The 17,044-nt window shown below is 40.9% G+C and carries 18 protein-coding genes; 11 read left to right on the forward strand and 7 right to left on the reverse strand.

Going from position 1 to position 17,044, the window contains the following annotated elements; genetic code table 11:
• Positions 1 to 6 precede the first annotated feature (6 nt).
• The gene (locus ACKTT2_RS27305; protein ID WP_407892497.1) at positions 7 to 504 is read right to left on the reverse strand and encodes a pentapeptide repeat-containing protein; all 498 of its coding nucleotides are present in this window, start codon (positions 502 to 504) and stop codon (positions 7 to 9) included.
• Positions 505 to 755: 251 nt separating this feature from the next.
• On the opposite strand from ACKTT2_RS27305, the gene ACKTT2_RS27310 reads away from it, so the two are divergent.
• The 7 genes from ACKTT2_RS27310 (at position 756) to gcvP (ending at position 8,356) form a co-directional block, all read left to right on the forward strand.
• Positions 756 to 983, forward strand: a complete 228-nt coding sequence (locus ACKTT2_RS27310; RefSeq protein ID WP_407892499.1) for a hypothetical protein — start codon at positions 756 to 758, stop codon at positions 981 to 983.
• Between the two features lie 277 nt (positions 984 to 1,260).
• Positions 1,261 to 2,538 carry a cell envelope integrity TolA family protein gene (locus ACKTT2_RS27315; protein ID WP_407892501.1) on the forward strand — a complete coding sequence of 426 codons (1,278 nt, stop codon included), beginning with the start codon at positions 1,261 to 1,263 and terminating at the stop codon, positions 2,536 to 2,538.
• A 17-nt stretch (positions 2,539 to 2,555) separates the two neighbouring features.
• The gene (locus ACKTT2_RS27320; RefSeq protein WP_407892503.1) at positions 2,556 to 2,717 is read left to right on the forward strand and encodes a hypothetical protein; all 162 of its coding nucleotides are present in this window, start codon (positions 2,556 to 2,558) and stop codon (positions 2,715 to 2,717) included.
• Positions 2,718 to 2,895: 178 nt separating this feature from the next.
• On the forward strand, positions 2,896 to 3,216 hold the full coding sequence (locus ACKTT2_RS27325) for a hypothetical protein (RefSeq protein ID WP_407892505.1): 321 nt from the start codon (positions 2,896 to 2,898) through the stop codon (positions 3,214 to 3,216).
• Between the two features lie 242 nt (positions 3,217 to 3,458).
• Positions 3,459 to 4,586 carry a glycine cleavage system aminomethyltransferase GcvT gene (gcvT, locus tag ACKTT2_RS27330; RefSeq protein WP_407892507.1) on the forward strand — a complete coding sequence of 376 codons (1,128 nt, stop codon included), beginning with the start codon at positions 3,459 to 3,461 and terminating at the stop codon, positions 4,584 to 4,586.
• 191 nt (positions 4,587 to 4,777) lie between these two features.
• On the forward strand, positions 4,778 to 5,164 hold the full coding sequence (gcvH, locus tag ACKTT2_RS27335; protein WP_407892509.1) for a glycine cleavage system protein GcvH: 387 nt from the start codon (positions 4,778 to 4,780) through the stop codon (positions 5,162 to 5,164).
• Positions 5,165 to 5,431: 267 nt separating this feature from the next.
• Entirely contained in the window at positions 5,432 to 8,356 is a 2,925-nt protein-coding gene (gcvP, locus tag ACKTT2_RS27340; protein WP_407892556.1) for an aminomethyl-transferring glycine dehydrogenase, read from the forward strand.
• 150 nt (positions 8,357 to 8,506) lie between these two features.
• On the opposite strand, the gene ACKTT2_RS27345 is transcribed toward gcvP, so the two are convergent.
• Positions 8,507 to 8,815: a DUF4278 domain-containing protein gene (locus ACKTT2_RS27345; protein WP_407892511.1), complete on the reverse strand. Its 309-nt coding sequence runs from the start codon at positions 8,813 to 8,815 to the stop codon at positions 8,507 to 8,509.
• Positions 8,816 to 9,101: 286 nt separating this feature from the next.
• Positions 9,102 to 9,695: a hypothetical protein gene (locus ACKTT2_RS27350; RefSeq protein ID WP_407892513.1), complete on the reverse strand. Its 594-nt coding sequence runs from the start codon at positions 9,693 to 9,695 to the stop codon at positions 9,102 to 9,104.
• Between the two features lie 265 nt (positions 9,696 to 9,960).
• Here ACKTT2_RS27350 and ACKTT2_RS27355 point away from each other — a divergent pair, with 265 nt between their 5' ends.
• Positions 9,961 to 10,281: an MGMT family protein gene (locus ACKTT2_RS27355; protein ID WP_407892515.1), complete on the forward strand. Its 321-nt coding sequence runs from the start codon at positions 9,961 to 9,963 to the stop codon at positions 10,279 to 10,281.
• Positions 10,282 to 10,413: 132 nt separating this feature from the next.
• On the opposite strand, the gene ACKTT2_RS27360 is transcribed toward ACKTT2_RS27355, so the two are convergent.
• Positions 10,414 to 10,935 (reverse strand): DUF4168 domain-containing protein, encoded by a 522-nt coding sequence (locus ACKTT2_RS27360; RefSeq protein ID WP_407892517.1) that lies wholly within the window; start codon positions 10,933 to 10,935, stop codon positions 10,414 to 10,416.
• A gap of 361 nt (positions 10,936 to 11,296) precedes the next feature.
• Positions 11,297 to 11,806, reverse strand: a complete 510-nt coding sequence (locus ACKTT2_RS27365; protein ID WP_407892519.1) for a hypothetical protein — start codon at positions 11,804 to 11,806, stop codon at positions 11,297 to 11,299.
• Between the two features lie 368 nt (positions 11,807 to 12,174).
• Between ACKTT2_RS27365 and ACKTT2_RS27370 the strand changes: the two genes are divergently transcribed.
• On the forward strand, positions 12,175 to 12,444 hold the full coding sequence (locus ACKTT2_RS27370; RefSeq protein ID WP_407892521.1) for a GlsB/YeaQ/YmgE family stress response membrane protein: 270 nt from the start codon (positions 12,175 to 12,177) through the stop codon (positions 12,442 to 12,444).
• Between the two features lie 58 nt (positions 12,445 to 12,502).
• On the opposite strand, the gene ccmS is transcribed toward ACKTT2_RS27370, so the two are convergent.
• Together ccmS and ACKTT2_RS27380 are read right to left on the reverse strand one after the other, a co-directional pair.
• Positions 12,503 to 12,931 carry a beta-carboxysome assembly chaperone CcmS gene (gene ccmS, locus ACKTT2_RS27375; RefSeq protein ID WP_407892523.1) on the reverse strand — a complete coding sequence of 143 codons (429 nt, stop codon included), beginning with the start codon at positions 12,929 to 12,931 and terminating at the stop codon, positions 12,503 to 12,505.
• A gap of 128 nt (positions 12,932 to 13,059) precedes the next feature.
• Positions 13,060 to 14,868, reverse strand: a complete 1,809-nt coding sequence (locus tag ACKTT2_RS27380) for an ABC transporter ATP-binding protein (protein ID WP_407892525.1) — start codon at positions 14,866 to 14,868, stop codon at positions 13,060 to 13,062.
• A gap of 292 nt (positions 14,869 to 15,160) precedes the next feature.
• Between ACKTT2_RS27380 and ACKTT2_RS27385 the strand changes: the two genes are divergently transcribed.
• On the forward strand, positions 15,161 to 16,012 hold the full coding sequence (locus ACKTT2_RS27385; RefSeq protein WP_407892527.1) for a prohibitin family protein: 852 nt from the start codon (positions 15,161 to 15,163) through the stop codon (positions 16,010 to 16,012).
• A 98-nt stretch (positions 16,013 to 16,110) separates the two neighbouring features.
• Positions 16,111 to 16,527, forward strand: a complete 417-nt coding sequence (locus ACKTT2_RS27390) for a DUF1824 family protein (RefSeq protein WP_407892529.1) — start codon at positions 16,111 to 16,113, stop codon at positions 16,525 to 16,527.
• Positions 16,528 to 17,044 lie beyond the last annotated feature (517 nt).

Raw genomic sequence — 17,044 nt, forward strand, 5'->3', positions numbered from 1 at the left:
ACGGGTTCAAGAATCGCAACCTAAAGATTCACGAGTGGAAACACCCGTTTTAGAATTGACACCAGTAGCATTCTCACAAAGCTTCTTCACTTCCAAACGGTCTAAAACTGCATTACTAAAATCAGCACCTGTGACATCAACATTATTAAAACTTGAACGCAACATCATTGCGTTTGTAAAAACTCCATCACTTAAATCAGCACCTTTAAAGTCTGATAGATAAGATATGCCATCAGTAAAATCAACACCGTGGAGATTCGCGCCTCGCAACAATGATGAATTAAAAACTCCACCACGAAGATCGGCATTGCTAAAATTAGCATTTTCCAGTTTGAGACTAGTATACTCTTGCCCAATCAAGCTTTGGTTTGAGAAATCTTTACCACTGAGCTGATTGCTTGCAGCACGACTGATACTGGAAGAACTTGCTGCATATGCTGATAGGGGAGATAAAAAAAGAACCATAGCCAAGACTAACCCAGCTAGTGCTTGCCAATACCTCATAATGCTGACTTCATAAATCGCAACATCTCTATTAAACTATATTAAGAGCCAAAATTTTTGAAAAAACCGGATTTTTTGCCAGTCGTTTTATCCCCAAAACTCTTTTTAGCACACTAGCAATCTCTTGCTTCTAGGTAAAATCCGAAAAGCTTCCTCTTGATTAAAAGTGCTTCCTTGGAAAATCTCTAGAAATTGGACTCAAGAAGGCATCAGAAGAACGCTGTAATGCTATTAGAGAAGAATATCCTAACTTGAGTAGATTTTTTGACTCTCCCAAAAATATCTCAGCTTTATTATCAAAAGAAGAATTGCAAACTATATGGCAGGAATCCGCAGGGGATGATATTTTAGAATTTGACGATTTCGCAGATTTTTTCAGCGAAATTGGTCTTGCGGAATGGCGTGAAAAGGAGCAACGTTATAAATTTGCGGATATTTATGTATATGGTTTTGAGATGCTCCGCAGAGGTGCGGTATGACAACGGTATAACCGGAGTCCTGTAACAAAACGAGCAAATACGCTTTGTCAATGTATAATTCAGATCGCTGCTTGCAGTGTATGAGTGATTTTTGGATGGCAGTAAGCGATCGCATCCCCACGCTACGACTTCTGTGTCTGAGTCTCCTAGTGTTACAGGGATACTGGTAAGTCGTTTATGCTACCAATACAACTTCTTCAAACACTTTTACAAGCAAAACAAAACTTGGGAAGCAATCCCAAGTTTATCATTAAAAAAAACGTGCTTACTTATAGTTATGACATCAAAAGAAGCTAACAGCGACAAAAAAGTTGAAAATTCTTCTGCTGAACCAGAAACCACCATCGAACAAACACAAGACCCCGCGCCTGAAAAACCTACAGCCTCAAAAGCCTCAGAGGAAGAGCAGAAGCCCACTCCAGAAGTAGAGCAAAAGCCAACTCTAGAGAAAAAGCAGAAGCCAACTCCAGAGGCAGCACAAAAGCCAACTTCAGAGGAAAAGCAAAAGCCAACTCCAGAGGCAGCGCAAAAGCCAACTCTAGAGGCAGCGCAAAAGCCAACTCCAGAGGAAAAGCAAAAGCCAACTTCAGAGGAAGAGCAGAAGCGCACTCCAGAGGAAGAGCAAAAGCCCACTCCAGAGGAGCCAGGTGCCATTTTTCAAGCAGTTGGCGTCATTACAGGCAAGGTTAAATTTGGAGAAGCCAACAACAATACCATTACTATTGGTAACAAAGAATATCCGCTTTTCTATGCCCCTCGCAAACAAAAAGCTTTTGATGCTCTCAAGAAAGAAGTAGAATCATCTGGCGAATCTACTCAACGGGTTGTTGTTTATCCAAGGTTTACTCATTTTCCCGGTAGGGATGTAGCGCCTAATGTTGGCTTCCAACTCGTCGGCTTTGACAAAGGACGTCATGAAGAGGTGATTTCGGAAGAACTCGCTGACATGGAGTTTAAACTTTGCGGATTGTGGCAGTTTATTCCTGTGTGTCGCACACCTTGTATCTCTGTTTTCAAGAATTTTACTAAGGAACGATTGGAGCATATTAAACAATCTGAACCATCCAAAAAAGTAAAATACATGAAAGCCAGTCACTTACCTTTGTTCTGGCGAGACGCATTGGTTCCACCGTTTAGGTTTAATCCCAAAGCATCAAAAGAAGAGCAGGGTAAGCCAGTGTTTGTACAAATTAAGGCAAGGTTTGTACCCCATCGGGACGCTTTTGAATTTGATTCATTACTGGGATTACCTTTGGAGAGACCACCGAAGTTCCTTAAAGCTAGTAAAGATGATAAAGCAACAGCGATCGCAGAAAAACGAGCAGCGCTGAAAGCAGCCGGTAAAGATACCGCCCCACCAAAAGGAAAACCACCTTTCAAAGGCAAACCCAAAGGGAAGTTTCCGAGCAAACCTCAGAGCAGTCCCGAAGGTAGTCCTGACGATACTCCACAGAGCAAACCTCAAGGCAGTCCACAGGGTAGTTCTGAAGGAAAACCAAAGGATTTACCAAAGCCCAAGCCCAAGCCCAAGCCACAACAAACCAGTGACCAGTGACCAGTGACCAGTGACCAGTGACCAGTAGGGTGGGCATTGCCCACCATTCAATCTTGGTGTGGCAATGGTACTCTACTACGCTGACTCAATCAAATCTACTCAATCCAAAATCTAAAATCCAAAATGGTGTTATTTCTCAATGTAGGTACATTTGGCACTTCTTTCATCGTCTTGTATGACTGAATGTCTGAGGTGCAGGGAGATCTACAGCATATGAAATTCCCAAAATACCGTTGATGTTACATAAGTTCTGAAAGCAATGTGAAGCAATGTACGTAACTGTACAGACAAATAAAGTGACAATTTGTTAAATTTAACTTTATCTAATCTCAGTATTAATAGAGTAATAGTACCAACATGACTGAAGACTTGGGAAATTGGTATTTAATAGAAGTACAATTGCAAAAAATGAACGAATTATTGAGTACTGTTGAAACCGCGCTAGACATTGAAAAATCAAGCAGTGGCTTAAATCTAAAAGTTGTAGATGTTACAGCAATAGCAGTCAGTAACCTAGATAATTTGATAGAGAACAATTTCGATACCGCGAGCGAAGACGAGCGGAAATGGACTCAAGATAGAGGTGCTGAAGTGAAAGATATGTTTGCTAAAAGCCAAGCAAAATTTGCTAAGAGTCGAGCTAAATATTTATCTCGAAATTTCAAAAAACACTTGTAATTATATAGCAGTCCTAAATCATTTATAAACAATTTTAGGTACTGTATGTAGGGCTATGCCGCACATTCGCTCTTGGTGGGCTAAAGCCCTACCTACTTGTATTTTGCAAATCAAATAGGATTGCTATAGCGGTTTTCAATTGAGTACAATACATAAAATTAAGTAATAATCTATACTAAAATTAAAAGGATTTGCTATGGCAAGTAGGATATATATGTTGACTCACTCTACTGAAACAACCTGTGGCTAATCAAGAAGAAATCGCCCTGTCTTTAGCAAGAACACCTCTATTTGTTATTGCCCAAGAACTCAAAGCACGACTCACTAGCTTTGGTGGTTGGGAAATGCCCGTACAGTTTGCTGGTATTAGTAAAGAACATGAAGCCGTTAGAAAAGTAGCAGGAATGTTTGACATTTCCCATATGGGTAAGTTTATCCTGCAAGGCAAAAACCTTATCGCGCAACTCCAGTATTTAGTTCCTTCAGACTTAAACCGATTACAACCCGGTCAAGCACAATACACCGTCTTGCTAAACCCTCAAGGCGGTATCATCGACGACATTATTGTTTACTACCAAGGAGAAGAGCCCACGGTCGGACAGCGAGGAGTTATTATTGTCAATGCTGCCACGGCTAACAAAGATAAAACATGGCTCTTGCAACACCTGAACTCAGATGAGCTTGTTTTTCAAGACATTTCACCCGAAAAAGTCCTAATTGCTTTACAAGGACCGCAAGCTGTAAGTTTGCTACAGTCATTTGTTGATAAAGATATTGCCCAGGTTAAGGCATTTGGACACTTAGAGGCAACAGTCTTCGGTAAAACTGCATTTCTAGCCCGTACTGGATACACGGGGGAAGATGGATTTGAAATTATGGTAGATCCAGATGCTGGAGTAGAGTTGTGGCGCAGTTTGCTGAATGCTGGTGTTCTTCCTTGCGGGTTGGGTGCGAGAGACACCCTTCGCCTTGAGGCTGCAATGGCACTTTACGGACAAGATATTGATGACACTACCACCCCTTTAGAAGCTGGTTTGGGATGGTTGGTACATCTCGATAAAAAAGAAGACTTTATTGGTCGCTCAGTTTTAGAACAGCAAAAAGCTAGCGGAGTGCAACGCCGATTAGTTGGTTTGCAAATGCAAGGACGCAATATAGCCCGTCACGGATATCAAGTCCTCTCTCAAGGCACAGTCGTTGGGGAAGTTACAAGTGGTACACTATCACCTACCCTTGGATATCCTATTGCTCTTGCCTATGTTCCTACTGAACTTGCAACAGTGGGTCAGCAACTAGAAGTAGAAATTCGAGGCAAAGCCTACCCTGGAGTCGTCGTTAAGAAACCTTTTTACCGGAGAAAAAATCGCTAATGGCTAATTGTGTCTTTACTATAGCAATCCTATCTGATTTGTGAAAAAAATTTAAGTATTGTAGGTAGGGCTATGCCGCACAAAAGCTTATATGGTGCGCTGTCTTCCCTACCTACAGTACTATTAGCAATTAGCAATTAGCAATTAGCTACTAGCTGTGTTAATTTTTTTGATGTGGATGAGGAAGTGATATGTCTTTGGAATTTCCCGATAATTTAAGATACCTAGATACCCATGAATACGTGCGTCTCGATGGAGACATTGCCACCATTGGCATTAGTGCCTTTGCTGTTGAGCAATTAGGTGACGTTGTGTTTTTAGAACTCCCAGAAATTGGTGATGTTGTGACCAAAGGAGAAAGCTTTGGCTCAATCGAATCAGTGAAAGCTGTTGAATCCCTAAATTCACCAGTGACTGGTACAGTGGTAGAACGCAATGACGCTTTAATTGATTCTCCCGAACAAGTGGCAGATGACCCTTATGGAGATGGTTGGTTGTTAAAAGTCCGTGCTGACGATCCTGAAGATATTGAAGATGCATTGACTGCAGAGGAATATAGCGCCCAAGTGGAAGGGTAGGAAGTCAGTGACCACCTGACCACCTGACCACCTGACCACCTGACCGCTCGGGGACTAAGGATTAGGGATTAGGGACTAGGAAAACAAGGAAGAATAACTTAATCCCCAATCCCCATCGCCCCTTATCCCCAGAGCAGACCCCGAGTTCCCCAATCCCCAAATAAATTAGATAAACTAATCACATATACCTGACGCCTCAAATATACTTGTTGCAAAATATTAAGTATCGCGTATAGAGAGAAATTTGTGATAAACTCCGAGTCTCGTATTGAGTTGACTCTTCAACAACCGTTGGAGAACAAAAGTGAGCAATTGAGCTTTCAAGCAAGACACATTGGTCCGTCATCCAATGAAATTCAGCAAATGCTTGAATTCTTGGGCTGTAGTACCCTCGACGAGCTAATTAACAAAACCGTTCCACAAGGAATCCGGTTATCTGGTTCGTTAAAGTTGCCAGAAGCAAAAACTGAGTATGCAGCCCTTGCTACGTTAAAAGAAATAGCCTCAAAAAATCAAGTTTTCCGTTCGTTCATCGGTATGGGGTACTATGACTGTATTACACCTCCGGTCATTCAACGCAATATCTTAGAAAATCCCGGTTGGTATACTGCATACACTCCCTATCAACCTGAAATTGCTCAAGGACGGTTAGAAGCACTGCTGAATTTCCAAACAATGATTATCGATCTAACAGGTTTGGAAATTGCTAATGCTTCATTGCTTGATGAAGCAACGGCAGCAGCAGAAGCTATGAGTATGAGCTATGGTGTTTGCAAAAGTAAAGCAAATAGCTATTTTGTTTCTCAGGACTGCCATCCCCAAACTATAGATGTGTTGCAAACACGGGCAAATCCTCTGGGAATCAAGATTGTTGTAGGAGACCATCAAACCTTTGATTTTTCTGAACCCATCTTTGGAGCAATTCTTCAATATCCTGCAACTGATGGTACAATCCATGACTACCGTGCTTTTGTAGAAAAAGCCCATGCTGAGGGAGCATTGGTGACGGTAGCCGCAGATCCATTGAGCCTAACTTTACTGACGCCCCCAGGCGAATTTGGTGCTGATATTGCTATAGGTAGTACCCAACGCTTTGGTATTCCTCTGGGCTATGGCGGACCCCATGCTGCTTACTTTGCTACTAAGGAAGAATACAAGCGGCAAGTTCCAGGAAGAATTGTTGGTGTATCAAAAGATGTTCGGGGTAAGCCCGCATTGCGTCTTGCTTTACAAACTAGAGAACAGCACATCCGTCGCGAAAAAGCAACTAGTAATATCTGTACGGCACAAGTGTTGCTAGCAGTCATGGCAGGTATGTATGCTGTGTATCACGGTTCGAGTGGGTTACGAAAAATCGCTGAGAACATCCATCAAATGACTGTGAGACTGGCGGAAGGTTTGAAGCAGTTGGGTTATAGCATTTTAAACGAGTCTTTCTTTGATACTCTGCACGTCAATTTAGGAGAACGTAGTTTAGAAGAGATTAAAGCCGCTTGTGAAGCACAACGTATTAACATACGTATTTTTAACTCAAGCAGTATTGGTATATCTTTAGACGAAACTACCACAGAAAAAGATTTAATTGACCTCTGGAAAATTTTTTCAGGTAAGAATGATTTACCTTTCACACTTGAAGAATTAGTTTCTCAGCCTCCCCTCTCCCCCTCCCCTTTTCTTCCCCTCATCCGTACTACTAGCTACCTCACTCATCCCATCTTTAACAACTATCACTCAGAAACTGAGTTGCTACGTTACCTGCACAGACTGGAAACTAAAGACTTGTCTTTGACAACTTCGATGATTCCTTTGGGTTCGTGTACGATGAAACTCAATGCAACATCTGAATTGATGCCTGTGTCGTGGGCTGAATTTGCCAAGATACATCCTTTTGCACCTCAGTCTCAAACTAGAGGTTATAAAATTCTGTTTCAGCAGCTTGAGGAATGGTTAGCTGAAATTACTGGGTTTGCAGGAATTTCTTTGCAACCAAATGCTGGTTCTCAAGGCGAGTATGCGGGATTGTTAGCGATCCGTCGCTATCATGAAAGTCGTGGGGAAGGGCATCGGGATGTCTGTTTAATTCCCCAATCTGCACATGGTACAAATCCGGCAAGTGCTGTCATGTGCGGGATGAAAGTGGTTGGTGTTGCTTGTGACTCTGAAGGAAATATCGATCTAGATAATTTGAAAGCGAAAGCAGAAAAGCACGGTAAGGAACTTTCTGCTTTGATGGTGACATATCCCTCAACTCATGGTGTGTTTGAGGAACAAATCCAGGAAATTTGCGCTGTGATTCACGCTAACGGCGCTCAAGTTTACATGGATGGGGCAAATATGAATGCCCAGGTGGGACTTTGCCGTCCCGGAGATATTGGCGCGGATGTTTGTCACCTCAACTTACACAAAACTTTCTGTATTCCTCATGGCGGCGGCGGTCCTGGTATGGGACCTATTGGTGTTGCTTCTCATTTAGTGCCTTTTCTTCCGGGACACGTTGTGCTGGGGACTGGGGATTGGGAATTGGGGATTGGGAATAAGAAGGAAATTTCCCAACGCTTGGGTGCTGTTTCTGCTGCACCTTGGGGTAGTGCTAGCATCCTGGTTATTTCTTGGATGTATATCGCTATGATGGGTGCAGATGGTTTGACGGAAGCAACTAAGGTGGCAATTCTGAATGCTAACTATATTGCTCGCAAGCTGGAAGGTTACTATCCTGTTCTCTATAAAGGGAAGAACAATCTAGTTGCTCATGAGTGCATTTTGGATTTGCGATCGCTCAAAAAATCTGCTTCCATAGAAATTGATGATATTGCCAAGCGTTTGATGGACTACGGGTTTCACGCACCCACTGTTTCTTGGCCTGTAGCGGGCACAATCATGGTAGAACCAACAGAAAGCGAATCTAAAGAAGAGTTAGATCGTTTTTGTGATGCACTGATTGCTATTCGTCAAGAAATTGCTGAAATTGAATCTGGCAAGATGGATATTCGAGATAATGTCTTGAAAAATGCTCCTCATACAGCAGAGAGTTTGATTGTTGACGAATGGAAGCATCCCTACTCGCGAGAACAAGCTGCCTACCCCGCACCCTGGACTCGCGAACACAAATTCTGGCCTAGTGTAGGTCGCATTGACGCTGCTTTTGGTGACAGGAATTTTGTTTGTTCTTGTCTGCCAATGGACGTCTATTAAGCCGATTGTTTTATAACTTGCACGGTCTTAGCAAAACTCAATTCTTGTGGGGTGGAGAGCAGCGCCGTGCGGGGGTTTCCCCCGTTGAGGCGACTGCGGGGCGTCCTCGCCCGCCTTTTTGTGCAACTTCAAACTTCTCTACACACATAATCAAAAATCCCATGTGCTACGTGCTTTGCCTGTAATGTTGACTAATTGAGAAGCTACAGTTACATTTCCTTGTAAAGTTTTACTTAACAAGTAAGAAATTCCTCGGTAAATTAATAGATAAGTTGCTTGCGATGTAGAAACCTCAGTTTTTTTAGCGTTGGGATCGACTCGATAAACGTTGCCACGGTAAATGAGGTTATAGGCTTTTTTAGACTCACGCACTGGTGGTTGAAATGGTTGTCCTGTTTTTCTGCTTGTTACCTGTGAAGGATTGTACTCATAGCTAACGCCACGATAGTAAAGTTTCATATTTACCTCGTCAATTAGATGTATAGTTTCTAGCAGACTGAAGTGCGTTCTATCAGCAGTTCAATGTCTTCTATATCTTTAATGGGTAAATTGAAATCAACTTATGCACTTTTAAAAGAATTTTGCGGCGGAGCAGGAGCAAAAATTTTGTAAATGCCTACTGCAAAACTGCCCTCTGCTTAAGCAAATCGTACTTCACAAGGAGCGATCGCGCTTGTTTCTGGTATGTTTACATTTTGTAACGTAGGTCTGTTATTTTCACCTACCTACTTACCAAAAACGCTTGTTATGTGCGTGCAACAATACGTGAATCAGCAGAATTGTCTTGAATCTTGAAATTTTTGGAAACTAGTACAGTTGATTTTTTCTGAACTTGTATTAAGACATTGTGAAAGTCAATTTCTGATTCTTGGAGGTTTCCTGAGACAGAATCAAAGCCAGAACATAAAAAATGATGTTCTTGTACTACCCAAGAAGGAATTTTGAAATCCTTGATAACATCTTTCTTTTGGTTGATGTCATAGTAAGCAGAAATACCAGTCAAACCACTAGAAATAAACAAACTGTAACTATAATTGGAATTGAGCTTAAATACGGATAGTCTGATATCGACTGGTAGAATAATTCCGCGATCGCTCGTTATACTTGTAGTCTCTAGAATACTATGGAATTGACTTTGCTGATAAAGTTCATCTAAAGTTATAGGTAATTGTAATTTTCCAGAAAATCGAGCGCCGAAAACGGAAATCCCAGAGCCCGTTAACCGACCTGAAAAGTTGATGGTCAAAGCTTTTGATGAAGATGTTTGCAGTATTTCGGTTTTGAAGTTTCTATTAAAACCTGTTATTAACGAGTTAAGTTTTTTCAGCAATTTCATCATTATTTTCCTTATTTATGTCATTTTTTAAGTTGACGAGGTAGAGGGGTGGGAAATACCCACTGAAAGTTCCATCTGGTGGGCGTAATTTCTGTTTGGTATATACTGACGTAAGTTTGTCATAGATTTTATAAAATGATAGTAAAGTTTCAGTACTAAAGTAAAAATTCTCTATCAAGTTGTCTTAAAAAATCTAGAAATATACTTACATAAATATACTGACAATGAATGTTCGGTTTTTGATTTGTGCAAAGAAGAGGAAAAATCAGTGCCTACTTACGAAAATATCTACGCAATTGTCCGTCAGATTCCTAGAGGTCGGGTAGCTACTTACGGTCAAGTGGCAGACTTAGCTCATTTATACGGTAAAGCCCGTTTGGTTGGATATGCTCTTTACCGAATCGATATGAGTTCATCAAATGTTCCCTGGCATCGAGTCGTGAATGCTAAAGGTGAAATATCTTATTCCCCTTTACGAAATGGAAATGATTGCAGGCAAAAATTACTACTAGAAGAAGAGGGAATAAAATTTACCTCTGATGGAAAAATTAATTTGCGAGAGTATCTTTGGGAGACAGGAGAAGTATAGTAAAATTACATAAAATAATACATAAAAAGGGACAATTGCCTTTGTTCTGTAATGCTTAGAATCAAAAGCAATTCCCCATTGTATAAGGTGTATGAGAAAGTTAGAATGCACCGATTACACAATTCTGAAAGATTATCCCTTAATCATCTCGCGCACTTTTTTCTGAAGTGCTGGATCTTGTCTGACGGCTGCTTCAATTTGATTAAAGCGGTCAGGCTGTAGTCCCTCAGTCTGCAACACCTGTCTCATTTTAGTCTCAGCTTGTTGTTGAATCTGCCTCAAACTAGCAAATGCCTTCTCATATTGCTGCTTTTCTTGAGAGGTTACTGCTGGTGTTGGCTGGGCAGAAGGAGTTTTCTGCGATTGATGAATAGCCATAAATCGTTGTTGACTTAAACCAGATTTGCTGATGGTTTGTGTCATTTCCTGATTTGCATTCTGCTCAATGCCTATTAACTTTTTGATTGTGCGTGCAAATTTTTGAAGTTCTTCTGAACTAACTTGAGTGTTCGTTGGAGTATTGGATGCTGGAGGCTGAGATTGAGGGGCTGAGGATGGGGCTGGGGAGACTGGTTTTTGTTGTGCTTGAACCGACAGGTTGCCGACAAGCAAGAAAAGAAAAATACAGCTACCTGTCAGAAGTTGCTTGAACACGTTGAGTTCCTCCTTAGAGATCGCCTACCCTATAATAGAGAAGGTGTTGGACTGGTTCGTTAAGTTCCATCGATGTATCAGGCATATTTTATAGGTAGCACTCAGACAGCAACAGGTCTATTGACTGCTGTAGCTAACTCGCGACTCCGGATATACCCTATCGTGGTACGGCTTCATACATATTAACGAAATAGAGTTAATATTGACTGTGCAAAGTGGCACTTCACAATTTGACTGCACTGGTAACAACCGCTAAGAGCCGTTTGTAAGATTTTACAATTGTTGAAGCCATTACTGTACGCACTTGGGGTTATTGTTATCGGGAGTAGCATCGGGGAAAAATGTCCGGATAGCGCTATTTTTAATCTTCATCTTGCACCCATAGCATACCAATGCGATCGCCGCTAACAACAATCACTCCCGTGTCAAAGGTTGATTCTGTAATTGAATTCCATTCACTCATGCCCGAAAAATTATTCACAAACGATGCATTGGTAAAGTATTTGCAATCTCCTGCAAACAGAGTTGATACCTTGGAGGAAATTTGCTGTGCTTCTTCTGGAGACATAAGCTCTGCAGAATAAGCTAAATCTTTCGTCATAATGAAATTTATAATTTTTTCAGCTTCTTCTCGACTAATTTCTCTCCAACGATCGCCTAAATTGTGATATCCTTGTTGAGTGACAAATGAATCGATGAGTTCTAGAACCTCATAAGAAGGTTCGAGAGAACCAGACGTTACAGAACGTTCGCTCAAGTTATCGCGTACAATTTTTTTGATTTCAAATACTACTTCTCCTTGATTGCGTTTGGTTATCACTTCTGTTTTTAATTGAGTAATTTCCTGGGAGTTTTCAGTTTCTAAATACATTTTTACAATACATATCTTGACTGCTAAAAAGGATAATAACAGTTACTCGTGACTTCCAATTTTAAAAAATTTCCAAAATTTTTGGTGGGTGCGAGTAGTGTAGGTAGAGCTAAAGCCCACCATATGAAACTCTTGTGCGGTAGAGCACTATCCACAGTACTCAATCCACGCATCCACGCATCTAAAATCCACAATAGTTATAACTTTAGAGCGAGCTATGCTTTCTCAAGACTTAATCAAGTGTAAGTCATAGCACCATTACCTCTTTCTTGAGAAAAGTTAGAATTGTTTCTGATGAAAGATGAATAAAAGGACTACATGATATTAAATAGAAAGTATTCGGTGCAGAACGAAAAGGAAGTGAAAAAATGAATCTTATTGCTTGGGTTGTTTTGGGTCTTCTTGCAGGTGCGATCGCAAAAGCTATTTATCCGGGTTACCAAGGTGGTGGGATTTTAGGTACTTTGGTTTTAGGAATTATTGGTGCTTTAGTTGGCGGAACATTAGTTAACTTACTGCAAACAGGAACTTTCACGCTGACTTCTGCAACTCTGAGTATTCCTGGTTTGTTTGTTGCTGTTTTAGGTGCGATTATTGCTATCTTCTTGTACTATCGTTTTTCTCACAGAGCGCTCTAATTTGTAAGTAGGGTAGGTATTGCTCACCAAAAGGTGAATGTGGTGGGCAATACCTACCCTACATAACTAATTGTTTACTTAATTCTTCTTCCAACTGTTCTAACAAAGTGTTAACATCTTTACCCACTTGTTCGTAGCAGACAGGTGGTGAGGTTTCTGGTTGAAAATGAATTAACTTAATTTGCTCTTTGCCAATTCCTATCATCAAAACTTCAACTTCAGGATTATAATGCTCTACAATTCCTATAATTTCCTGAAGTCTGTTGTCAACGCTACTGTTAAGCTTGTCTACTGCTTCTTTGGGACAGTAAACAAAATGAGGTCTTGGTTGTAGATCTATGCCCACAGTGCCTTGGTCGCTACCATTTTCTAACCACAAACCCCAGGATAGGGCTGCTAATTCTTGTTTATGAGCTTTGACAAAGCTATCTAGCTGATGCCGCCACTTATTATCTGCCGATTCGGGTTGGGTATGACCAAAGAACATAATTTTAAATTTTGGATTTAGGATAAAGGAGTTAGGGGGACGCCCGCACTACAAAAAATTTTGGGAGATTTTTTTATTTGGAAGTCCGTAATGAAGAATATCGCGCACTTGTGACAAGTGCGCGATCCTTATTTTAGACCGGATTGTACGCGCCAAAGACTTGCATAAACTCCGTTTTGGTTGAGGAGTTGTTCGTGAGTTCCAGATTCTACAAATCGTCCGTATTCCATGACATAAATGCGGTCGGCGTTGCGAATAGTGGAAAGACGGTGTGCGATCGCGATGGTTGTTCTGTTGACGGTAATATGTTCCAAGGAGCGTTGAATTGCGGCTTCTGTCTCATTATCGACAGCTGAGGTGGCCTCGTCTAGAATCAGAATGGGCGGATTTTTTAAGACAGCACGTGCGATCGCAATTCGCTGTCGTTGTCCCCCAGATAACTTTTGACCCCGTTCGCCAACAATTGTTTCGTAGCCTTGAGGTAACTGCATAATAAAATCGTGTGCTTCAGCCACCTTAGCTGCCTCAATGATTTCATAATTGTTTGCATCAAATCTACCGTAAGATATATTTTCTGCAACACTGCCATGAAATAAGAAGACATCCTGACTAACCAAACCAATACAACGACGTAAATCCCGCAAATTTAAATCTTGGATATCAATGCCATCGAGGATAATTTGTCCCGATTGGACTTCATACAAGCGTAATAAAAGTTTAATCAGAGTACTTTTACCCGAACCAGTAGAACCAACAATAGCAATTGTTTTACCCGCCGGAATATGTAAAGATAAATTCCTAACAACAGGTAATCGATCCTTATAACTAAACGTCACCTCCTTTAATACCAACTCACCACGAACTTTATCGATAGGTAGCGCAATATCTCCTGTAGGAATAGCTATAGGAGTATCCAACAAATCCATAACTCGATTTGTGGAAGCCATTGCACGTTGGTATTGGTCAAAAGTTTCACCCAATCTCGTAAGAGGCCAAAGCAAGCGTTGAATTAAGAAAACGAGAACGCTATAAGTACCAACAGACATTTTGCCATTAACAGCAGCAATACCGCCAAACAACAGCAATGCCGTGTACCCACCTAAAATCAGCATCCGAATCAAAGGAATAAATGCCGCCGATAACTTAATGGCTTTATTATTACTGCGACGATATGCCTCGCTTTCCTCTGCCAAGCGTGAAACTTCGTAATCTTCTGACGTAAAACTCTTAATAGTTGTGATGCCACCCAAATTGTTTACCAAACGAGAATTCAGCAGCCCCACCTTTTCCCGAATATCAGCATAACGAGGAGCAAGTAAATCCTGATAAGCAAAAGAACCCCAGAGAATAAATGGTATTGGTAGCATTGACATCCAAGCAACACTAGGAGCCAAAATAAAGAAAGTACCACCAATAATTACAACGGTAGTAGCAACTTGGAGAATATCATTTGCTCCCACATCCAAAAAACGTTCCAGTTGATTGATATCATCGCTAAGTATGGACATCAAACCACCTGTACTACGTTCTTCAAAATATGCCAGTTCCAACTCTTGCAAATGTTTGTAAGCATCTAGACGAAGATCGTGCTGGATATCTTGCGCTAAATTGCGCCAAAGTCTGGCATAAGCGTATTCAAAAATAGATTCCAGTATCCAGATAATGACAGTCAACAATGAAAGAATTAAGAATTGCCAAAAGATATCCTTTACACCCAATTGAGCAATGATAGAATCTTGCTGCTTCACTACCACATCTACCGCGATGCCAATTAAACCGGGAGGTGCCAAGTCAAAAAGCTTATTGAGGACTGAACAAGCTGTAGCCAGCCAAATTTGTTTGCGATATCGGTGTCCGTAATTCAGCAATCGCTTAAGGGGATGGGTTGAAGGCGATCGCCTTCTCGATTTTTGATAAGACTTAAGTACCTTAGCCACTGTCGTAAGTAGATGCGTGGATCTGAATGGTAGCACGATAACAGGGATTGGGAATTGGGCAATGGGCAGAGGGCATCGGGAATTGGGGATTGGGCAGCAGAAGAATAAAAGGTTGTACTACTCCCTTCGGTGCCAGAAGACTACCATTACAGGTAGTGGGGCTATGCCCTACAACGGCGAATGTGCGGCATAGCCCACCCTACAAAGTGAGTGGAATTTTAGAGCGCAAAGGGAGTAGTTTTGAGCTAGTCAATCCAAAATCGGTGAATCTAAAATCGGAGGAGAGAAGCAATTGAAAAATCAGCAGTTGGCAAATTGGCAGAGCGCAGTTTTGGGAATTGCAGCAGCAATACTTGTTGCTTTAAGCCTAAATTCCTTCATTATCATCAATCCCGGACAAGCAGGGGTACTGAGTATTTTAGGTAAAGCTAGAGATGGTGCTTTAATAGAAGGCATTCACCTCATCCCACCATTTATATCAGTAGTAGATGTGTATGATTTAACAGTACAAAAGTTTGAAGTTCCTGCAGAAAGTTCGACAAAGGATTTGCAAACTTTAACAGCAAGATTTGCAATTAACTTTCGCATCGACCCCATCCAGGTTGTGGAAATTAGAAGAAAACAAGGAACACTCGAAAATATTGTTGCCAAAATTATTGCCCCACAAACACAAGAATCCTTCAAAATTGCAGCTGCCAGAAGAACGGTAGAAGAAGCCATTACTAAAAGAAGCGAATTAAAAGAAGACTTTGACACAGCCTTAGAGCAACGGCTAGATAAATATGGAATAATAGTATTAGATACTAGTGTAGTAGACTTAACGTTTTCCCCAGAGTTTGCCAGAGCAGTAGAAGAAAAGCAAATTGCCGAACAAAGAGCACAAAGAGCAGTTTATGTGGCACGAGAAGCCGAACAAGAAGCGCAAGCAGAAATCAATCGTGCTAAGGGGAAAGCAGAAGCTCAAAGACTTTTAGCAGAAACTTTAAAGGCTCAAGGAGGACAGTTAGTTTTGCAGAAAGAAGCTATTGAAGCTTGGAAAAGTGGTGGCGCTCAAATGCCGAAAGTTCTAGTTATGGATAGCAATTCTAAGAGTACTGTGCCATTTCTTTTCAACTTAGGCAATGCAGTAAACAGTGAACAGTGAACAGTGACCAGTGACCACCTGACCAATAATACCTACCCCCAATCCCCAATTCTCAATCGCCAATGACGAATAACAAACCAAGGATAATAAAACCATATATGACCAATCAAAAACAAAACGATTTGAGCATACAAGAAGCTAAAAAAATCCTTACTAAATTTAACTGTGTAGACATTGCTCCCAATATCAAGTCATCAGAAAAGGAAGCAGTTCGTGAAGCGTTAATTCTATTTACTAGTCTTTCTGACTATCAAATTTTAGGGATCTGTGCTGATACTGCCGAAGAAGGAATGTTAGCAATGAAAACTTATTCCCATGCCTTTGGTTATGAAGCACCCAGCGATTTACCTATGATGGATGGTCCAGTTTATATCAAATTAAATGGAAAAAACGGTTTGTGCTACCTCGACTCTTATTCAGGACACCACCGAGGAGTACTTGTCAGCTGTCAATCTTATTCTCAGGGCGGAGTTAATGAAATGTTTGGACATTTACCTTTGGATTTGTTTATTTAGTTAGTAGTTTGTTACCTTTTGTTAGTGGTGCTCGTATTAAAAAGACGGGCATTGCTCACCTTTTTAATACAATGGAAAAACCTGTAGAGCTAGAGCAACAAGCATTACTTCATGTAACCATTCCTTTGTATGGTGTAACTGTTGGTCATTTTTAATCATCATAATCCCACCTTAGCACATATTACAAATATCTCGTTCTCTAAGGAATTTTAGTTAATTTTTTCCAAGGCAGAGTTAACGAAAGATTTGGGTATTTCCCCTTAGATTTGTTTGTTTAAATAGTAGAGTGAGCAGTCTTTATTTTTTGTTTTTAGAATAAAAATATTCAATTTTAAAAACCACGAGTCACAAAGAATACAGAGAATCAAGAGAGGTTGAAGGTTTGCAATTTTATAGTGGCAGGGTAGTAATTTCAAAGATAGTATATTGGATATGGGCAGATAACTAAGAAAGCCTGTAGTCGTGGAAGGATATAGGGGGCAAAGGGTATGAAGTGTTCATTATACAGAGATTCGAT

This window comes from Scytonema hankhaensis NUACC26, from assembly GCF_045865695.1.
Taxonomy (GTDB): domain Bacteria; phylum Cyanobacteriota; class Cyanobacteriia; order Cyanobacteriales; family Nostocaceae; genus Scytonema.

Bases quoted from the DNA above. Each gene is read 5' to 3' on its own strand.
- ACKTT2_RS27305 (WP_407892497.1), bottom strand. From the start codon at position 504: ATGAGGTATTGGCAAGCACTAGCTGGGTTAGTCTTGGCTATGGTTCTT.
- ACKTT2_RS27315 (WP_407892501.1), top strand. From the start codon at position 1,261: ATGACATCAAAAGAAGCTAACAGCGACAAAAAAGTTGAAAATTCTTCT.
- ACKTT2_RS27325 (WP_407892505.1), top strand. From the start codon at position 2,896: ATGACTGAAGACTTGGGAAATTGGTATTTAATAGAAGTACAATTGCAA.
- gcvH (WP_407892509.1), top strand. From the start codon at position 4,778: ATGTCTTTGGAATTTCCCGATAATTTAAGATACCTAGATACCCATGAA.
- ACKTT2_RS27345 (WP_407892511.1), bottom strand. From the start codon at position 8,815: ATGAAACTTTACTATCGTGGCGTTAGCTATGAGTACAATCCTTCACAG.
- ACKTT2_RS27350 (WP_407892513.1), bottom strand. From the start codon at position 9,695: ATGATGAAATTGCTGAAAAAACTTAACTCGTTAATAACAGGTTTTAAT.
- ACKTT2_RS27365 (WP_407892519.1), bottom strand. From the start codon at position 11,806: ATGTATTTAGAAACTGAAAACTCCCAGGAAATTACTCAATTAAAAACA.
- ACKTT2_RS27370 (WP_407892521.1), top strand. From the start codon at position 12,175: ATGAATCTTATTGCTTGGGTTGTTTTGGGTCTTCTTGCAGGTGCGATC.
- ccmS (WP_407892523.1), bottom strand. From the start codon at position 12,931: ATGTTCTTTGGTCATACCCAACCCGAATCGGCAGATAATAAGTGGCGG.
- ACKTT2_RS27390 (WP_407892529.1), top strand. From the start codon at position 16,111: ATGACCAATCAAAAACAAAACGATTTGAGCATACAAGAAGCTAAAAAA.